Here is a 17,244-nt window from a genome sequence, read left to right as displayed (position 1 = left end):
GGCGACTGGCGCTGTCTGTTATGGTAGACAGCGCCAGGTCGCTAGAGTTTACGGTGGCTGATGGTCGGGAAGTTTCGCCGCAGTGAGGCGAGGTAGCCCAGGTCGAGTTTGCAACTGACCGATCCGGTGCCCCGCGGAACCCGTGCCAGGATATTACCCCAGGGGTCCACGATCATGCTGTGGCCGTGGGTCTCGCGGCCGTTGATATGAAAGCCGCCCTGGGCTGCGGCGACCACATAGGAGAGGTTTTCAATCGCCCGGGCCCGTACCAGGGTATCCCAATGGGCCTTGCCGGTGATGGCGGTGAAAGCGGACGGCATGCAGGCCACCTCCATGCCCTTGTCCAGCAGTTTACGGAACAGCTCCGGAAACCGTAGGTCGTAACAGACCGCGATTCCCAGCTTGCCGAACGGTGAGTCGAGCACCACTACCTGGTCACCCGCCTCGATGGTTTCCGACTCGGCGTAACGTTCGTTGGCTTCGACCAGGTTGACGTCGAAGCGGTGGATCTTGTCGTAGCGGCCAACCCGCTTGCCCTGGGCATCGTAAACGATACAGGCGGCGCGCACCTTGCTGTTGTCGTGCGCCTCCAGCGGGATGGTACCGCCCACAATCCAGATCTCATGACGTTTGGCCAACTGGCTGAGAAACTCCTGCAGCGGGCCATCCTGGTCCACCTCCCGCAGTGCACAGAGATCCTTGTCCCGTTTGCCCATAAAGGCGAAGTTCTCCGGCAACACCACCAGTCCGGCACCATTCTCCACCGCCTCGGTGACCAGCCGCTCCACCTCGAGCAGATTGGCGCTGACATTGGGTCCGGTCGCCATCTGAATGGCGCAAACTTTGTTCTTTTCTATGCTCATGCTGGGCGCGTGTGTTCCCTAAGGTTCTAAATATTATGATCCGTCTGCGGTCTGCCGGAGCATAGCATTAACCCTGACTTGTGACCAAATGGGGGCGCCGTACTAGCGACGGGCTCTGCTGCCGTGATGGGAGTGCTATCCCGGATGGCTGTCAGGATGGTGTTATTGGCAAGCCGCAGCCTACTGTGCACCCGGTGCGTTCTCCTGGTAGGTGGGGGCGCTGGGTTTGATCTTCTTCAGCAGACGGGAGAAAAAACCGGGCGGCTTTTCCGACGGCGCTTCGGTCCCGGTTTGGTCCGGCGCGGTTGCCTCTGCCGGGGTGGTGTCGGAGGGTGTGGCGGGGGCAGGCCCGACTGTGGCACTGCCGGCCTGCGTGCTGCCTGCCGTTGATCGGTCCGGGGTCGCCTCCTCTGCTGCCGGTTTGTTCTCTTCCCGGTTGTCTCTGCTCTGGGGGGTCAGTAGCGGATCGTCCCAGGATCCGGTGGCCATATATTCCAGCCGGGTGGCCCGGTCAATGGAGTCGCCCATCAGCTGTTGGGCCAGAAACAGCGCAGCACCGACCGCCGGACCGCCGGCAATGGCGCCGGCCAGGGGGATGCTGGAGGAGATCTTGGGCGTAATGATCACCAGGGCATCCACATCCTCATCGCCCAGGCCGATCCGCCCCGACAGTTCGATATCGGCCGATGGCCCCAGCATACGGAAGTCGTTGGTGAACGCATCACCCGTATCCAGCAGGAAATTGCCATCAATGCTGTCGAAGGTGAAGCCCTTTTTGAAAATGTCACTGAAATCGAAGCTCAGACGGCGCTTCAGCGCACCCAGGTTGAACAGTCCGAACAACCGCCCAACACCTGGATCGACCTGGAGGAAGCGGCCTTTGCCGATCTGCATCGACAGCTCACCACTGATCAGCCGTGTGCTGAAGTCGAACGGGGATCCCGGCCAGTTGATATGGCTGTTGATCTGTACCGGTGCATCATCCAGGTTGTCTGACAGGCGTATATCCTGGAATACACCACCCAGATCCGGGCTGGTGAGTGTCAGGTTGATACGGCTGGTGGAGGCCGGGGGGTGGGTCAGCAGCCAGTCACCGGTGAGGTTCAGTTGCAACCGTTCCGAGTCGATGGCCAGGCTTTCCAGGCTCAGGCCGTTATCCACCCGCCGGGTGATCAGTTGCAGGGTGCCAAACGGTTTTTGGTTGATATTGAATTTGTCCACCTGTACCCGGATAGTGGGAATCCGCTCCGGGTTCAGCTGTTCCTGGGCCTTCTCCAGGGGCTGCTCGGGTCTGTCGAACAGCGCCTCGTCCATATCCAGATTCAGGTAATCCAGGGTCAGGGTGATGGGGGCCTGCAGCGGGTCAAGGGGTACCCGGGCATCACCACTGAAGTGGCTGCTGTTGAAATCTGCCTGCCAGGCCTGTGAATCCTGGTTCAGCTCGAGACTGAAATCGGTGATCTTCGCCTTTTTATACTGCAACTGGTCGACGGTCAGCATGAGGCGCTGGGGCAATGTGGCTTGGCTCTCATCCGTACCTGTCTGGCTCTCCAGCAGACTCAGCCAGGGATCCAGCTGCAGCCGTTTCAGTTTGCCAGTCAGGGTGCTTGAATGGGACCAGTCCAGTGGTAACAGGATGGCGCCCTCTGCCCAGTCGCTGACAATGTCGCCTTCCCAGTGGCTGTCGCCCCGTTGCAGGGAGAGGCGTACCGGCCCGGTCTGTTGTGTGGCGATCTCCAGTTTGCCGATCTCCAGCGCCAGGCGATTGATGGGCGGCAACTGGCTGGTTGAACCCGCGCTGCCGAGTCGCTCCAGCCAGGGCGATAATTGGAGTGTTTCCAGTCGTCCCGACAGCTCCAGTCCGGCGCGATCCGGCAGACTGGCCCGCTCCCCCCCGAGCACAATGCTGCCCCGTTCGAGTTGCGGTTGATCGGCGCGGCGGCGATCGATGGCCAGGGCCATGTCGATGCGGTTGTCATAACGGATATGTAATTGCTGTAGCGGTTTATGATCGATCCGGGTCTCCAGCAGCAGGGGCCGTACTGCCTCCGCCGTTTTACCCAGGGGCATCGGTTGATCGATGCGGATGCCCACCAGATCCGTACGGGCCCGCACCGGTACCGGGGCATTCGGGCCGGCCGCGAAATGGGGAATGTCCACGTCCAGTTGCCATTGGCTGCTGCCTGAGGCGAACGCTGCCAAATCCAGTGCCGGAAGCTGTTTCTGTAATGTACTGACCGGAATCTTGCCGGTGGCGCTAATACGGGTGCTGTTGCGGCTGTTTTCGGGAGTGGTGACATCTACCCGGATCGGCTGATTAAGTACTTTGCCGCTGATGCCGCTGGCAAAGATATGGTCCTGATCGAACTGCAGGTCGCCCCGGATCTCGCTCAAATCCAGCTGCCACTGCTCCAGCCGGAGTGTGGAGTCGAGGAAGCTGAGGCGGCCATCCAGCTGGAAATCGGAGCCGTCGTCGATGGGCAGGCTGAAGGCGAGCTCCAATTGGCTCGAACCTTCACCCTTCAGGTCTTTGACCAGGGCAGCGAAGTCCTGCTTCAGGGGGGATTCGGTCAGCAGGCGCAGGTGGTCGTTGAGCGGTCCCGCCACCGTGCCGGTCAGTTTCAGTGGCGAGGTGTGCGCCAGGTGGTCGATGCGGGCATGGGTGGTGGTGAGCTGGCTGTCCAGGATCTGCCCGCTGCTGGCCCAGGCGTCAAAGCTGTTGTTCAGGAAGCGCACCTGGGCGTTCAGATTTTTCAGTGGCGGCCATTCGGGCCAGTAGTCGAGTTGCAGATCCTCCGCATTAAAGAACACCTCGAAACGCCCGCTGGAGGTCTGTTCAAAGGGAAAGTCCGCCAGCGGACCCCGTACCAGTGCGCTGCCTTCGGTCACCCGGCCACTGCCGATACTGCGGTCCACCCAGGCGACCACACTGTCGCCCATGATGCCGGCCGGCAGGTAGCGGTGTGTGGTGCTGGCGTCGCCATTCCAGAAATCGCTCTGCAAGTCCAGAAATGGGGATGCCTGGTCGTCGTCGGGCAGGGTCAGGCGCATCCGGTTCAGTGTGTGGATGTCATCATTTTCCGCCAGTAGCTTATCGGTGGTGATGATCAGGTCACCGTCCGGGTTCAGTTGCCAGTTCAGGTTGCCCTGCAGCCGTTTCAGTTGCAGTGGATCTCTGAACAGATCGGCAAAGTCCACTGTGACGTTGGCGGCATTGAGGGTGACTGTACCCTGTTGGGTATCCATCCAGAAGGCCAGGTCCAGGTTGTTTACTCCGGGTACTCCCTGCCACGGTCGGCTGGAGAATTCTGTCACCTCGCCCCTGGCTGACCAGTGATCGCCCTCCGGTTGTTGTTGGAAATCGAGCCGCAGGTTATTCAGGCTGCCGTTCGCCTCCACCCGTTCCAGCATCTGTTTAATGCCATGGTCGGGTAGGGGGAACAGGGTGCTGATGGCGTGTATATCTTCTACCCGCAGGCGACTGCTGCCGGCGCGAATCCGCCAACGACCCTGGTCATCCTGTTGGGCAATCGCCCCCAGCCGGGACTCCGGCCATTTCCGGCCATTGCGTTCGATCTGCAGGTTTGCCAGATCCAGTCGCCAGCCACTGTCCAGCCGCTGAAGACGCACGGCGCCCGAGGCGTTGTCCAGTTCCAGGGTGCTGCTGGATTGTCCTGCCGTGCTGGCCTGGCGTGTAATTGCCAGCTGTTCCCAGCGGGTGGTTCCTTCCATGCTGATCAGGCCGTTATGGTCCCATTCGCCCCACAGTTCCATCTCCGCTTCCCGGTTGCTGAAACGGTACTGCTGTGCCACCCGGCGGTTGAGCAGGAAAGCCAGGTCGATGCCGCTGCTCCGGGTATAACTGCGGGCGCTCCAGCTGTCGATCCTGTCCAGTTGTCCCTGCAGATCGATGGCCAGTGTTATCTGGCCGGGTCGTTCACCCGGCAGGGTGACACTGCCGTTGAGCTGGTGGCGGGTGCCGCTGTTGCGCAGGTCCAGGTTTACATCAACCAGGCTCAGTGGGGCCACATTCACCATCTGGTCTTCCCAGATCACCTTGCCCTGTTCCAGGCTCAGGTGGGTCGGTAACAGAAATGCTGAACTACCGTCTCCCGGAGCGAGTTCATTGAGTTCATCCAGGCTGCCGATGGTGATAGCGCCATTTGGCCGTCGTGTTACCCGCAGTTCGGGTGCTATGAACGAGACCTTGCGCACAGCCGGATAGAGTTGTCGCAGGGAGTCCAGCAGACCAAAACTGACCCGCACCTCGTCCAGGTACAGGGTCGGTTGCTGGTTCTCCGGGTTGATCAGTTGCAGATCGTAGAGTATCAGTACCGGACCCAGCCCCCGCCAGGAGCCCTGTAGTCTGCCCACTTCCACCGGCTGACCCAGAAGCTCGCTGGCCCAGGTAGCTACATCGGCGCGATACTGGGCCGCCAGCGGGGCCAGCAGGCGACCGGTGATCACCAGCAGGGCGACCAGCAGAATAGAAAGAATCAGTAACCGCCGGGCGGTTCTGAGCGAGAAGTGGTAGAGACGCTTCATGCTCAGGGCCCGTCAGCAACCTGGGGAGGCATGGCCCGGCATGGTGTGATCCTGCTTGGACAGGGCGGCGCTACATTTTTCGGGCGGCGCCCCGGCTTTCTGGTGGCCACCCGGGATAGGTCGCCGGGAGCGGTTCTGCGGCGTTGTTGCGAAGCTGCGAAGAACAAAAAATGGCCTCCGTCGAGGGATATCAGCATGGTGTCTTTCGTTCCTAGATCAGCACCACATCATAGTGTTCCTGGCTGTACAGTGATTCCGCCTGCAGCCGTATGTTCTTGCCGATAAAACTGCCCAGCTCGGCCAGTGCAGCTGACTCCTCGTCCAGCAGCCGGTCCACCACCTCCTGGGAGGCCAGCACCAGCAGGGATTCCACATCAAACTGGCGCGCTTCCCGTAGAATCTCCCGGAAGATTTCGTAACAGGTGGTTTCGGCGGTTTTCAGAGAGCCGCGACCGCCGCAACAGGGGCAGGGTTCGCAGAGGATATGTTCCAGTGACTCCCGGGTCCGTTTGCGGGTCATCTCCACCAGGCCCAGTGAAGAGACTTCGGTGATGTGGGTCTTGACATGATCGTGGGCCAGACACTTTTCCAGCGCCCGTAGGACCTGGCGTTTATGCTCCTCCTCCACCATGTCGATGAAGTCAATAATGATGATGCCACCGAGGTTACGCAGGCGCAGTTGCCGACAGATCGCCTGGGCCGCCTCCATATTGGTCTTGAAGATGGTCTCTTCCTGGTTACGGTGCCCGACAAAGGCGCCGGTATTGACGTCGATGGTGGTCATCGCCTCGGTCTGGTCGATAATCAGGTATCCGCCGGATTTCAGTACCACCTTCCGTTCCAGGGCTTTCTGGATCTCGTCCTCCACCCCGTACAGGTCGAATATGGGGCGTTCACCGGGGTAGTATTCGATCTTTACCGGGCTGTCGGGAATCAGTTTTTCGGCAAACTGGGTCAGCTTCTGCCAGCTCTCCCGGGAGTCGATCCGCAGCCGCTCCACATCGGCGGTGATCAGGTCCCGCAGAGAGCGCAGGTAGAGGGGCAGGTCTTCGTGGATCAGTTGACGTACCGGCGAAGTCTGCAGCCGGTCCTGGATGGCGTGCCAGAGCCGGGTGAGGAAGCGGATGTCCGATTTGAGCGTCTCCTCGTCCACCCCTTCGGCGGCGGTGCGAATGATGAAGTTTCCACTCAGGGAGAGGTCGCCAACAAATCCGGTGACGATGTCGCGCAGCCGGTTGCGCTCGGTTTCGTCCTCGATTTTCTGGGATACGCCGATATTGGCCAGCTCCGGCATGAAAACCAGATAACGGGAGGGGATGGATATATGGGTGGTGAGGCGGGCGCCCTTGGTGCCCAGGGGATCCTTTACCACCTGGACGATCACTTCAGCACCCTCCCGGACCAGGGTGTTAATGTCACTGTCGCTGTTGAGCGAATCACCGTTGCTGATATCCGAGGCGTGCAGAAAGGCGGCGCGCTCCAGGCCAATATCCACAAAGGCTGCCTGCATACCCGGCAGTACCCGGCACACCTTGCCTTTGTAGATATTACCCACCAGCCCTTTACGCTGGGTGCGCTCGATGATGATCTCCTGCACCACGCCGTTTTCAATCACCGCGACCCGGGTTTCGGGTGGTGTTACATTGACCAGTATCTCTTCGCTCATGGAGTGTCCTTAATCAGTATTGTAGGGGAGTGATCCCTACCCGCTGCAACAGTTCGCCGGTTTCGAACAGCGGGAGCCCCATGACGCCTGAAAAACTTCCCTCCAGCCGGGAGATGAACAGTGCTCCAATACCCTGAATAGCATAGCTGCCCGCCTTGTCCCGGGGCTCGCCGCTGTCCCAGTAGGCGGCGGCCTCCGGGGGGCTGATGGGTCGGAAACTGACCTTGCTGACACTCAGACGTGTCTCTTCCCGCTGACCGATCAGGGCGACACCGGTAAGCACCTTGTGTGTGGTGTTGGAGAGCTGTTCCAGCATCGCCAGGGCATCTTCCCGATGGCGTGGTTTACCCAGGATACGCTGGTTCACCACCACCGCTGTGTCGGCCCCAAGTATGGGCAACGGTGCCTTTTGCCCGGTGGCCTGACGGCCTGCCCGCGCCTTCTCCAGTGCCATGCGGATGACATACTCTGCGGGCGCTTCATTCGGTAACGGCGTCTCGTCGATATTCGTGCCGACCACAGTGTGGTGGACCCCGATCTGCAACAGGAGTTCACGCCGGCGTGGTGATTGAGAGGCGAGATAAATCAGCGGCTGCATGCTAAGCCCGTGTCTTTGCTGCTGGATAAACCGGTCGTTATTTTAACAGCGCGTTTTTGAATTATTATCGAGTCCCGATTTACACTCCGGCCTTGCCGGGGGATTTCAGTGGCCTCGACCGTTAACCCTACACCAGAGCGGGATTGAAAGACAGTACAGAATCCCCCGTGGTGCCGCGGGCTGGGAGGCGGTTCGCGTTTCAGGCGCGATGGTAGGGATGATTGCGTAACAGGCTCCAGGCGCGATACAACTGTTCTGCCACGACCACCCGCACCAAGGGGTGGGGGAGGGTGAGTGGCGACAGGGACCAGCGTAGTTCGGCCTGTTGCAGGCAAGCGTCGGCCAGTCCCTCCGGGCCACCAATCAGGAGCGCGATGTCCGGTCCCGCCGCCATCCACTGGCCGATCCGGCCTGATAGCTGTTCGGTACTCCAGGCCTTGCCGGTGACGTCCAGGGCGATCGTACGACACCCCTTGGGAATGGCTTTTAACATCCGTTCACCCTCATCCCGCACGGTACGTTTCACGTCGGCGCTCTTGCCCCGGTGGCCGGGTGCGATTTCCAGCAGGTTGAGGCTGCATTCCGATGGCAGGCGTTTGGCGTATTCTGAATAACCTTCCTGCACCCAGCGGGGCATTTTGTTTCCGACGGAGATGAGGTGAATGATCACGGATTGGTCTTGCCAGGGTTGTTATGGACGGGGTGGCCGGGCGTATTGTAACAGGGAACGGGGCGTGGGTTGACCGCCGGGCAGCGAATGCCGGATCAATCCCCCAGTCGATTGACGCCGAACAGGATTGCCAGGAACCAGGTGATACGCCGTGGCTGGATGGCGAACCAGCCCACTACGGGCAGGATACCCAGCAGGAAGAAGCTGGTGGTGTAGTAGTTACGGGGCAGCAGGCCGAGAAGAATCAGCCAGAGACACAACCAGAGCACGAACAGCAGGCTGAGTCCCTGTATCAGCTTGGAACGGTTTTCCGCAGTCGACATAGTGGCATTCCATGCAAGTCGTCTTATCAGGCCCGGAGGTCGGGACCATTCTCCATTAAGGGGAATCCCGTTCATTATAGAGAACCGGGTTCGGAAAGTGTAGTCTATTTTTTCCTGTACTGGTGCAGCGCCTTGGTGAGTTGTTGCTGGACTTGTTGACGCAGGGAGTGGGGGGCCAGCACCTCCACGTCGGCGCCATACTTGAGGATGTCCATCAGCAGCTCCTGCTCCTTGCCGTAGGGGAATTTGAGCTCGTAGTGACCGGTGTCGGTGAATCGGCCCTGTTGCTGAGGGTGCCAGGTCTCCCGGGCCACCCAGCGCGCCCGGAGCGGATGAAAGCGCAAGTGGGCGGTCTGTTCCGCTTCACCGGAGAAGATGCCGTAGCTGGCGTTGAAGTGCTGGTCCAGGGTCGCCTCATCGATCCGGGTGGCTGTGTCCGGCAGCAGGCGAGCGTTTTCGATTGCGTCCAGGGCGAAGGTGCGCAGCCCTTCCCGGAGATGGCACCAGGCATCCAGATACCAGTTGTCCCGGTAGTAGGTGAGACGCTGGGGCGACACTGTTCTCTGGCTGGTCTGGTCACTGTTGCGCTGATAATAGCTGATCCGGAGTTGGCGCTCCTGTGCCAGGGCGGTACTGATGGTCTGGAACTGTTCCCCCGCCGGACGGGAGGCCGCCCGCAGGATGCGCACCCGCTGGGACAGGGATCTGGCTCCCATGCCCTGGGCACTGAGCAGTGACTCGATGCGACTTTTGAGTGGTGCCAGCTGCTGTTCCAGCAGGCCCGGCTGGACATTCTGCAGCAACTGCTGGGCGCTCAGCAGGGCGTGTAGTTCGCTGCTGTTGAACCAGACGCCGGGCAGCTCATACATCTCCCCGTCGTCCGGGTCATAGTAGTAGCCGTTCAGTTCCCGGTTGTACCTGATCGGCGCATTGAGATAGAGCCGCATCGCCTCAATGATCCGCTTGGCGGTGGCGCGGGAGCACTCCAGCTCCTGCTCGATGCGCTGACGGGGTACCGGGTAACGGGCGTTACTGAGTAGTTTGTGCAGATCAAAGATGCGATCGAAACGATCCATTGGCTGGTTTTACTGAACAGGCCGGGGCGTCAGTGACGGGTCACGCCCTGCTCGCTGTCCGCGGGGGTATCCAGGTCCCAGAGCCGCTCCAGCTGGTAGAAGTCCCTGACCTTGGTCTGCATGATGTGCACCACCACACCGTTGAGATCCACCAGTACCCATTCGCCCTCTTTCAATCCTTCGACGCCCAGGGGGGGCTCGCCCGCCTCCTTGGCCTGGAAGGCGATGGTTTCAGCGATGGATGTGACGTGCCGGTTGGAGGTGCCGCTGGCAATAATCATCAGGTCGGTGATGCTGGTCCTGCCCCGGACATCCAGTACTTTTACATCAAGTGCCTTCATGTCGTCGAGAATTTTCAGTATCAGGTCGCGAAGTTCGTCTATCTGCATATCTCTCTGCGCTGTGGTTGGTCGTGAATGGTGTTCAGTCAATTTTATATTAAAACGGTGGCCGCCACCGGTATTTACCCGGCCTGGTAGTATCGGCGCTGTTGGATCAGTTCCAGCGCGGCGTCCGGCAGCAGGTAACGCGGGGAGTGACCCTGGCGCAGCAACTCCCGGATCCGGGTTGCGGAGATCTCCAGCTGGGTGACCGGCAGGGGCAGGATCAGGCCCGCTGTCTGCCGTTTCAGGGCCGCCGGGTCGTGGGTGATACGGTCAGGATAATGCTGAGGGTCCGGTTCACCGGGGCGTTGCATCACCACCAGATGGGCCAGCTCCAGAATATCATCCGGCCGGTGCCAGTGGGGGAAGCCGTGGAAGGCGTCCCCACCCAGCAACAGACAGAAGGTGGTGTGGGGTTGTTCGGCCCGGAGTGATTGCAGCGTGTCCAGGGTATAGGATTTGCCGCTTCGCTCCAGTTCCCGGGGATCGATGCGGAACCGGGGATTGTCATCCACGGCGGCGTGCAACAGGGCCAGCCGGTCGGCGGGTGCCAGGGCCGGTTGTGGCCGGTGCGGTGGGTCGCGCAGGGGAATCAGGCGGACCTGCTCCAGTCCCAGCAGCTGCTGCACATCCAGTGCCGTGCGCAGGTGACCGTAGTGAACCGGGTCGAAGGTGCCGCCGAGTACCCCGATCATGGCTGTACCCGCAGCGTCCCGGTTCCGGGGCGGCTGCATTCAGGTGCGAATGTGGCCATCGCCAAGGACAATATATTTAACCGAGGTGAGACCCTCCAGCCCCACCGGGCCACGGGCGTGGAACTTGTCGGTGGAGATACCGATCTCCGCCCCCAGACCATACTCGAAACCATCGGCAAAGCGGGTCGAGGCGTTGACCATCACGGAGCTGGAGTCCACCTCGGTGAGGAAGCGACGCGCCCGGCTGTAGTTCTCGGTCACAATGGACTCGGTATGGCCGGAGCTGTGACTGCTGATGTGGTCAATCGCCTGGTCCAGTCCTTCAACTACCCGGATCGACAGGATCGGCCCCAGGTATTCGGTATCCCAGTCGCTGTCGGTGGCTTGCCGGCAGTCGGGCAAAATCTCCCGGCAGCGCGCGCAGCCGCGCAGTTCGACGCCGTGCTCGGCATAAGCCGCCGCCAGGGTCGGCAGTATCTGTTCGGCGATCGCCTCGGCCACCAGCAGGGTCTCCATGGTGTTGCAGGTGCCATAGCGCTGGGTCTTGGCATTGACGGCGATATCGAACGCCTTTGCGGGGTCGGCCTGGTCGTCGATATAGACGTGGCAGATGCCGTCCAGGTGTTTGATGACCGGTACCCGGGCGTCGTTGGAAATACGCTCGATCAGCCCCTTGCCGCCCCGGGGGATGATCACGTCGATCGCCTCCGGCATGGTGATCATGGCGCCGACCGCTGCCCGGTCGGTGGTGGCGATCACCTGTACCGCATCGCCGGGCAGGCCGGCCTGCTGCAGGCCGCGCTGGATGCTGGCGGCGATCGCCTGGTTGGAGTGAAACGCCTCCGAGCCGCCGCGCAGTACCGTGGCATTGCCCGATTTCAGGCACAGCGCCGCCGCATCGGCGGTGACGTTGGGTCTGGACTCGTAGATGATACCGACCACGCCCAGAGGCACCCGCATACGGCCCACCTGGATACCACTGGGACGGTAGTTCAGGTCAAAGATCTCACCAATGGGATCGGGCAGGGCGATGATCTGCTCGATGCCTTCGATCATGCTGTCGATGCGCGCCGGAGTGAGTTCCAGCCGATCCAGCAGGGCGCTGTCCAGACCCTTGGCTGCGCCGGCCTCCAGGTCGCGCCGGTTCTCCTGCATCAGGGTTTCGCGGTTGGCCTGCAGGTCATCGGCAATAGCCTGCAAGGCGGTATTTTTAAGGCCGGTGGGGGCGGCTGCCAGGTGGCGCGATGCGGCCCGGGCGCGGCGCCCGAGATCGGTCATATAGGCGGTAATGTCTTTGATATCGCTGGACATGGGGTTCACGCTGATTGGTATTCGCTGGAAATGGGTGCAGTCTAGCAAATTGTGTCCGGGTTGGGTGAGCAATCTGTCCCGGGTTTATACGTCGAACAGCGGGGCGCCGGCCATACCGCTGCAGATGCGTTGCAGCAGCAGCCATGGGTCCTGCTTGTCCTGGCCCTTGATGGCCCGGTCGGTCAGGCCGCACAGCTGCAACAGGTGGCGCCACTGCCCCAGGGTCAGCCGTTGCAGACCCTTGCTGACCAGTGGCTTGCGTTTGTCCCAGACCTCCCGGGCAGCGGCTACGACCTGGTGCGGCGAACGACCCTGTCCCACCTGCTGGGCCAGCGAGCAGAGCATCCGGATCTCCCGGGTCAGGGCCCAGAGCACTACCGGTGCCGGTGTGCCTTCTGCCTTCAGGCCGTTGAGCATGCGCACCACACGTCCCAGGCTGCCCTCCAGGGCGGCGTCCACCAGACCGTAGACATCGTAACGGGCACTGTCCGCAACTGACTCCTGAAGATGCTCCAGAGTGATCACGCCGCTGCCGTGCAGCAGCAGGAGTTTGTCGATCTCCTGGGCGGCCGCCAGCAGGTTACCCTCAATCCGTTCCCCCAGCATGGTTACCACCTCGGGACCGGGCGTCAGACCGACCTGTCGCATGCGCTGTTCAATCCAGGGGTACAGACGGCTGCCTTCGATCGGCCAGATCTGCACAAACACGCCCCGGCTCTCCAGTGACTTCAGCCATTTACTGCTCACCTGGCCCTTGTCCAGTTTCGGCAGGGTGATCAGCAGCAGGGTGTCTTCAGGTGGCCGGGCGGCGTATTCGGTCAACGCCTTGCCGCCCTCCCGGCCCGGTTTACCGGAGGGGATACGCAGATCGATAATCCGTTTTTCGGCAAACAGCGACAGGCTGTTCGCCTCGGCGGTTAACTCATTCCAGTCGAAGCGGCTGCCGGCATCCAGAATGTCCCGGCCACTGAAGCCCTGGGCCCGTGCCGCGGATCGCACCGCGTCAGCTGTTTCATTCATCTGCAGTGGTTCATCGCCGCTGATCAGGTAGATCGGGGCGATACCCTTGCGCTCGATATGGCTGGCCAGTTCGTGGGGGCGGACGCGCATCGGTTCGGTGGTCTTCGTTTACAGCTGTGCCTGCAGGCGCCGCATGATCTGGGATGCCAGGTCGCGCCGCAGGTCCCTGCGCAGACTGCCCTCTTCCTGCTGTTTGCCCAGCACTTCAGTCTCCGAATTCAGATAGGTGGTAATGGTATTTACCGGCTGGGCTTCCACCAGCACGGTGCCATCGGTTGCCACCAGGCTGAAGCGCGCACCCTCGTGCAGCTCATACTCGGCCACGTTGCCGTTCCCATCCACTGACAGCACCCGTCGGTCGCTGGAGCGGTTGCTGATCTTCAGCGTACTGGCGGCAGCCTGGGGATCGGTGACCACCTGGATGTCGCTGAAACTGAATATCTGGGTCAGTTCCAGGCGCAGGTCATCGTATTCGCCCAGGCCCTGGATATAGACCGGGGCGATGTGACTGGGGAGGGCAATTGCGCCCCGGAGCTGGAAGCCGCAGCCCTGCAACAGGGCCAGCGCCAGCAGCGGCAGGACCCATTGATAAATCTTTTTGCCGACCATGAATCTCTCCCGGTTCTGTAGACGCGGTCTGCTCCCTTGACGTCTATTTTGCAACGATGTTGACCAGTTTGTTGGGTACCACGATGATTTTACGGATCTCTCCGTCGCCGATGAATTTGCGGGCATTGGGATCCGCCAGGGCCTGCTGTTCGATGGCGGCCTTGTCGGCACCTGCCGGTACCTCGATCTTGGCCCGGACCTTGCCATTGACCTGCACCACGTAGGGGATGGAGTCCAGTACCAGGGCGTTCTCATCCGCCTGGGGCCAGGAGGAGTGGAGAATATCGTCCCCGTAGCCCAGATCACGCCACAGCTGATGGCTGATATGGGGGGCGATGGGGGCGAGCAGGCGTAACACGATACTCAGACCTTCCCGCAGCAGGACGCTGTCGACCGGGCTGTCACCCAGCTTGTAGAGCGTGTTGGTGATCTTCATGGCCGCCGAAACCACGGTGTTGAACTGCTGGCGGTCGTAATCGAAGCAGGCCTGTTTCAGGGCGGTGTGGATCTCGCGCCGGGCTGTTTTCTGGTTGTCGTCCAGTTGCTCCAGGTCGTCCCCGGCTGAGGTGATCCGCGCCTGCTGGTTATAGGCCAGGGCCCAGAGCCGTCGCAGGAACCGATTGGCACCTTCGACGCCCTCATCAGACCACTCCAGGGACTGGTCCGGTGGCGAGGTGAACATGGTGTAGAGGCGCACGGTATCGGCGCCGAAACGGTCCACCAGGAATTGGGGGTCGACGCCGTTGTTTTTCGATTTGGACATCTTCTCGACGCCGCCGATCTCCACCGGCTGACCGTCCGCGGCAAGCCTGGCGCTGGTTATGCGGCCCTTCTCATCCTGTTCGGTCACCACATCCGCCGGGTTGAACCAGCTTTTGCCGCCGTCGCTGTTCTCCCGGTAGTAGGTTTCCGCCACCACCATGCCCTGGGTCAGCAGCTTGGTGAAGGGTTCGCTGTTGTCGATCAGTCCGGCGTCACGCATCAGCTTGTTATAGAAGCGGGCGTAGAGCAGGTGCAGGATGGCGTGTTCGATACCACCGATGTAGTGATCCACCGGCAGCCAGTAGCGTGCCCGATCGTCCAGCATGCGGTCATCCGCATCCGGGCAGGTGTAACGGGCGAAATACCAGGAGGATTCCATGAAGGTGTCAAAGGTGTCGGTTTCACGCTCCGCCGCACCGCCACATTGGGGGCACTCGGTCTGGTACCACTCCGGCATCTTCTTGATCGGTGAGCCGCCGGTGGCGTCAAACTCGATATCTTCCGGTAGTACTACCGGCAGTTGCTCTTTGGGTACCGGCACGATACCGCATTCGGGACAGTGCACCATCGGGATGGGGGCGCCCCAGTAACGCTGGCGTGATACGCCCCAGTCGCGCAGCCGGTACTGGACCTGTTTCTCACCCAGGTCCTTGGCATTCAGGTCGGCTGCGATGGCATCCACAGCGGCGTTGTGGTCGAGGCCGTCGTACTGTTGCGAATTGACACAGACGCCCCGCTCCTTGTCTGCATACCACTCCTGCCAGGCGTCAGTGGAGAAGGTTTCTCCCGGCACCTGTATCACCTGGCGGATCTCAAGGCCGTAGGTTTTTGCGAAATGGAAGTCGCGCTCATCATGGGCCGGGACCGCCATCACGGCGCCTTCGCCGTAGCCCCACAGCACGTAGTTGCCGACCCAGACCGGAATCTGCTCGCCGGTGATCGGGTGGGTCACTGAGATGCCGGTGGGTACCCCCTTTTTCTCCATGGTGGCGAGGTCCGCTTCGGCCACGCCGCCCTGACGGCACTCCTCGATAAAGGCGGCCAGTTCCGGATTGCTGCGGGCTGCGTGCTGGGCCAGCGGATGCTCGGCTGCCACGGCACAGAAGGTGATACCCATGATGGTGTCGACCCGGGTGGTGTAGACCCAGAGCCGCTCCTCTTTGCCATCCAGGGTATAGGGGAAGGCGAAGCGCACACCGTAACTCTTGCCGATCCAGTTACGCTGCATGGTGCGCACCTGCTCCGGCCACTCCTCCATGCGGTCCAGCTCGTCCAGCAGCTCATCGGCATAGTCGGTGATCTTGACGAACCACTGCGGGATCTCGCGCCGTTCCACCAGGGCGCCGGAGCGCCAACCGCGCCCGTCGATCACCTGTTCGTTGGCCAGTACGGTCTGGTCCACCGGGTCCCAGTTGACCACCGAGTTCTTGCGATACACCAGGCCCTTCTTATACAGCTCGGTGAACAGCCACTGCTCCCACTTGTAGTACTCCGGTTTGCAGGTGGCCAGCTCCCGGTCCCAGTCGTAACCGAAGCCCAGCTGTTGCAGCTGGTTCTTCATATAATCGATATTGGCATAGGTCCACTTGGCCGGTGCCATGCGGTTCTTGATCGCGGCACCCTCGGCGGGCAGGCCGAAGGCGTCCCAGCCCATCGGTTGCAGCACGTTTTTGCCCAGCATGCGCTGATAGCGGGCAATCACATCACCAATGGTGTAGTTGCGCACATGCCCCATGTGCAGTTTGCCACTGGGGTAGGGGAACATGGAGAGGCAGTAGTACTTCTCCCGGGCAGGATCTTCAGTGGCTCGGAAGCTACGGTTCTCTGTCCAGTACTGCTGGGCTTCTGTCTCGATGGATGCCGGTGTATAGGTCTCTTTCATTGTCTGGGTGGGGCTGCAGGTTGATGCCATGGATTAAACCGACAAGGATACCCTACGGCAGGGTAGACATGAAGGTATATCGTCGCCCGGTTTCCGGGTGGCGGTGGCGTCTCTGCCGGTATTTTTACCTGGATCAGGGTTTAGTGGGCAAAAATGGTCAGCCATCTTGTGTTCTGGTGTACTTGGTGTACAAAGATAAGTGAAGAGATGTCCGGATAGAAGGATATGGGGCAGGGTCCCGGATCCGATAAGTAAAACAGAGGTAAGGATCGGTTATGAGTGATAAAGAAGAGAAAGATCCGGTAGAGCGTATGGTGGACGCCTACGAGCGTATGCTGGAGTATGTAGACGAGGTGATCAGCAAGGCGGAAAAGACAACGCTGCCTACCCTGAAAAAGAGCCTGGAGACGGCCCGGGAAAAGGCGGTGGAGCTGAATGAGCTGACCCGGGAAGAGGCGGAGAAGATTGCCGCCTATGTGGAGCGGGATATGAAAGACGCGGCCCACTATCTGACTGAGACCGGCGATGAGTTCAGGGATTGGTTCAAGTTCGATGTGCAGTTGATCGAGGGGCGTCTGATGGAGCTGTTCGCATCAGTGGCCGATCGAACCCGACTGGAGCTGGAGCGTTTCGCCACTCAGGCCAGTGAGGCGGCCGTCTACCGCACCGGTGAGATTACCGGGCCCGGCACGCTGGTCTGTGATCAGTGCGGTAAGGAGCTCCATTTCCACAAGGCGGGACGTATCCCGCCCTGCGCCAAGTGCCACGGTACCACCTACCATCGCGGTTCAAGCAAGGCGGACTGACAGCTGCCGGGATTGTATCCCAATAAGATTCCTGT

Annotated in this window: 14 protein-coding genes; 1 reads left to right on the top strand and 13 read right to left on the bottom strand. The window is 60.9% G+C overall.

Annotated elements, in window-relative coordinates; genetic code table 11:
- Nucleotides 1-41: 41 nt before the first annotated feature.
- The 13 genes from AAY24_RS11880 to leuS form a co-directional block, all read right to left on the bottom strand.
- On the bottom strand, nt 42-863 hold the full coding sequence (locus AAY24_RS11880; protein WP_046859858.1) for a carbon-nitrogen hydrolase family protein: 822 nt from the start codon (nt 861-863) through the stop codon (nt 42-44).
- A 180-nt stretch (nt 864-1,043) separates the two neighbouring features.
- Nucleotides 1,044-5,408: a YhdP family protein gene (locus AAY24_RS11875; protein WP_046859857.1), complete on the bottom strand. Its 4,365-nt coding sequence runs from the start codon at nt 5,406-5,408 to the stop codon at nt 1,044-1,046.
- A gap of 211 nt (nt 5,409-5,619) precedes the next feature.
- Complete coding sequence (gene rng / locus AAY24_RS11870) at nt 5,620-7,074, bottom strand: ribonuclease G (protein ID WP_046859856.1); 1,455 nt, start codon at nt 7,072-7,074, stop codon at nt 5,620-5,622.
- 13 nt (nt 7,075-7,087) lie between these two features.
- A complete protein-coding gene (locus AAY24_RS11865) occupies nt 7,088-7,672 on the bottom strand; it encodes a Maf family protein (RefSeq protein ID WP_046859855.1) in 585 nt (194 codons plus the stop codon).
- Between the two features lie 199 nt (nt 7,673-7,871).
- On the bottom strand, nt 7,872-8,342 hold the full coding sequence (gene rlmH / locus AAY24_RS11860) for a 23S rRNA (pseudouridine(1915)-N(3))-methyltransferase RlmH (RefSeq protein ID WP_046859854.1): 471 nt from the start codon (nt 8,340-8,342) through the stop codon (nt 7,872-7,874).
- 95 nt (nt 8,343-8,437) lie between these two features.
- The gene (locus AAY24_RS11855; RefSeq protein WP_046859853.1) at nt 8,438-8,665 is read right to left on the bottom strand and encodes a hypothetical protein; all 228 of its coding nucleotides are present in this window, start codon (nt 8,663-8,665) and stop codon (nt 8,438-8,440) included.
- A 104-nt stretch (nt 8,666-8,769) separates the two neighbouring features.
- Nucleotides 8,770-9,741, bottom strand: coding sequence for a helix-turn-helix transcriptional regulator (locus AAY24_RS11850; protein WP_046859852.1), 972 nt, complete (start codon nt 9,739-9,741; stop codon nt 8,770-8,772).
- Between the two features lie 29 nt (nt 9,742-9,770).
- Nucleotides 9,771-10,130, bottom strand: a complete 360-nt coding sequence (rsfS, locus tag AAY24_RS11845) for a ribosome silencing factor (RefSeq protein WP_046859851.1) — start codon at nt 10,128-10,130, stop codon at nt 9,771-9,773.
- A gap of 74 nt (nt 10,131-10,204) precedes the next feature.
- On the bottom strand, nt 10,205-10,819 hold the full coding sequence (gene nadD / locus AAY24_RS11840) for a nicotinate-nucleotide adenylyltransferase (protein ID WP_046859850.1): 615 nt from the start codon (nt 10,817-10,819) through the stop codon (nt 10,205-10,207).
- Nucleotides 10,820-10,858: 39 nt separating this feature from the next.
- Nucleotides 10,859-12,130, bottom strand: a complete 1,272-nt coding sequence (locus tag AAY24_RS11835) for a glutamate-5-semialdehyde dehydrogenase (RefSeq protein ID WP_046859849.1) — start codon at nt 12,128-12,130, stop codon at nt 10,859-10,861.
- Between the two features lie 84 nt (nt 12,131-12,214).
- Entirely contained in the window at nt 12,215-13,240 is a 1,026-nt protein-coding gene (holA, locus tag AAY24_RS11830) for a DNA polymerase III subunit delta (protein WP_046859848.1), read from the bottom strand.
- 18 nt (nt 13,241-13,258) lie between these two features.
- On the bottom strand, nt 13,259-13,759 hold the full coding sequence (locus AAY24_RS11825) for an LPS-assembly lipoprotein LptE (protein WP_046859847.1): 501 nt from the start codon (nt 13,757-13,759) through the stop codon (nt 13,259-13,261).
- A gap of 43 nt (nt 13,760-13,802) precedes the next feature.
- Nucleotides 13,803-16,403 carry a leucine--tRNA ligase gene (gene leuS, locus AAY24_RS11820; RefSeq protein WP_046859846.1) on the bottom strand — a complete coding sequence of 867 codons (2,601 nt, stop codon included), beginning with the start codon at nt 16,401-16,403 and terminating at the stop codon, nt 13,803-13,805.
- A gap of 275 nt (nt 16,404-16,678) precedes the next feature.
- Here leuS and AAY24_RS11815 point away from each other — a divergent pair, with 275 nt between their 5' ends.
- Entirely contained in the window at nt 16,679-17,209 is a 531-nt protein-coding gene (locus AAY24_RS11815; protein WP_046859845.1) for a zinc ribbon-containing protein, read from the top strand.
- Nucleotides 17,210-17,244 lie beyond the last annotated feature (35 nt).

It is taken from the genome of Sedimenticola thiotaurini (assembly GCF_001007875.1).
GTDB classification, from domain to species: Bacteria; Pseudomonadota; Gammaproteobacteria; order Chromatiales; family Chromatiaceae; genus Sedimenticola; species Sedimenticola thiotaurini.
The sequence above is the reverse complement of the archived record's forward strand: the minus strand, read 5'-3'. Positions and strand labels throughout refer to the sequence as shown.

What these genes read in the sequence shown, in the direction of transcription:
- AAY24_RS11880 (WP_046859858.1), bottom strand. Translation starts at nt 863, where the DNA reads ATGAGCATAGAAAAGAACAAAGTTTGCGCCATTCAGATGGCGACCGGA.
- AAY24_RS11875 (WP_046859857.1), bottom strand. Translation starts at nt 5,408, where the DNA reads ATGAAGCGTCTCTACCACTTCTCGCTCAGAACCGCCCGGCGGTTACTG.
- rng (WP_046859856.1), bottom strand. Translation starts at nt 7,074, where the DNA reads ATGAGCGAAGAGATACTGGTCAATGTAACACCACCCGAAACCCGGGTC.
- AAY24_RS11865 (WP_046859855.1), bottom strand. Translation starts at nt 7,672, where the DNA reads ATGCAGCCGCTGATTTATCTCGCCTCTCAATCACCACGCCGGCGTGAA.
- AAY24_RS11855 (WP_046859853.1), bottom strand. Translation starts at nt 8,665, where the DNA reads ATGTCGACTGCGGAAAACCGTTCCAAGCTGATACAGGGACTCAGCCTG.
- AAY24_RS11850 (WP_046859852.1), bottom strand. Translation starts at nt 9,741, where the DNA reads ATGGATCGTTTCGATCGCATCTTTGATCTGCACAAACTACTCAGTAAC.
- rsfS (WP_046859851.1), bottom strand. Translation starts at nt 10,130, where the DNA reads ATGCAGATAGACGAACTTCGCGACCTGATACTGAAAATTCTCGACGAC.
- nadD (WP_046859850.1), bottom strand. Translation starts at nt 10,819, where the DNA reads ATGATCGGGGTACTCGGCGGCACCTTCGACCCGGTTCACTACGGTCAC.
- AAY24_RS11835 (WP_046859849.1), bottom strand. Translation starts at nt 12,130, where the DNA reads ATGTCCAGCGATATCAAAGACATTACCGCCTATATGACCGATCTCGGG.
- holA (WP_046859848.1), bottom strand. Translation starts at nt 13,240, where the DNA reads ATGCGCGTCCGCCCCCACGAACTGGCCAGCCATATCGAGCGCAAGGGT.
- AAY24_RS11825 (WP_046859847.1), bottom strand. Translation starts at nt 13,759, where the DNA reads ATGGTCGGCAAAAAGATTTATCAATGGGTCCTGCCGCTGCTGGCGCTG.
- leuS (WP_046859846.1), bottom strand. Translation starts at nt 16,403, where the DNA reads ATGAAAGAGACCTATACACCGGCATCCATCGAGACAGAAGCCCAGCAG.
- AAY24_RS11815 (WP_046859845.1), top strand. Translation starts at nt 16,679, where the DNA reads ATGAGTGATAAAGAAGAGAAAGATCCGGTAGAGCGTATGGTGGACGCC.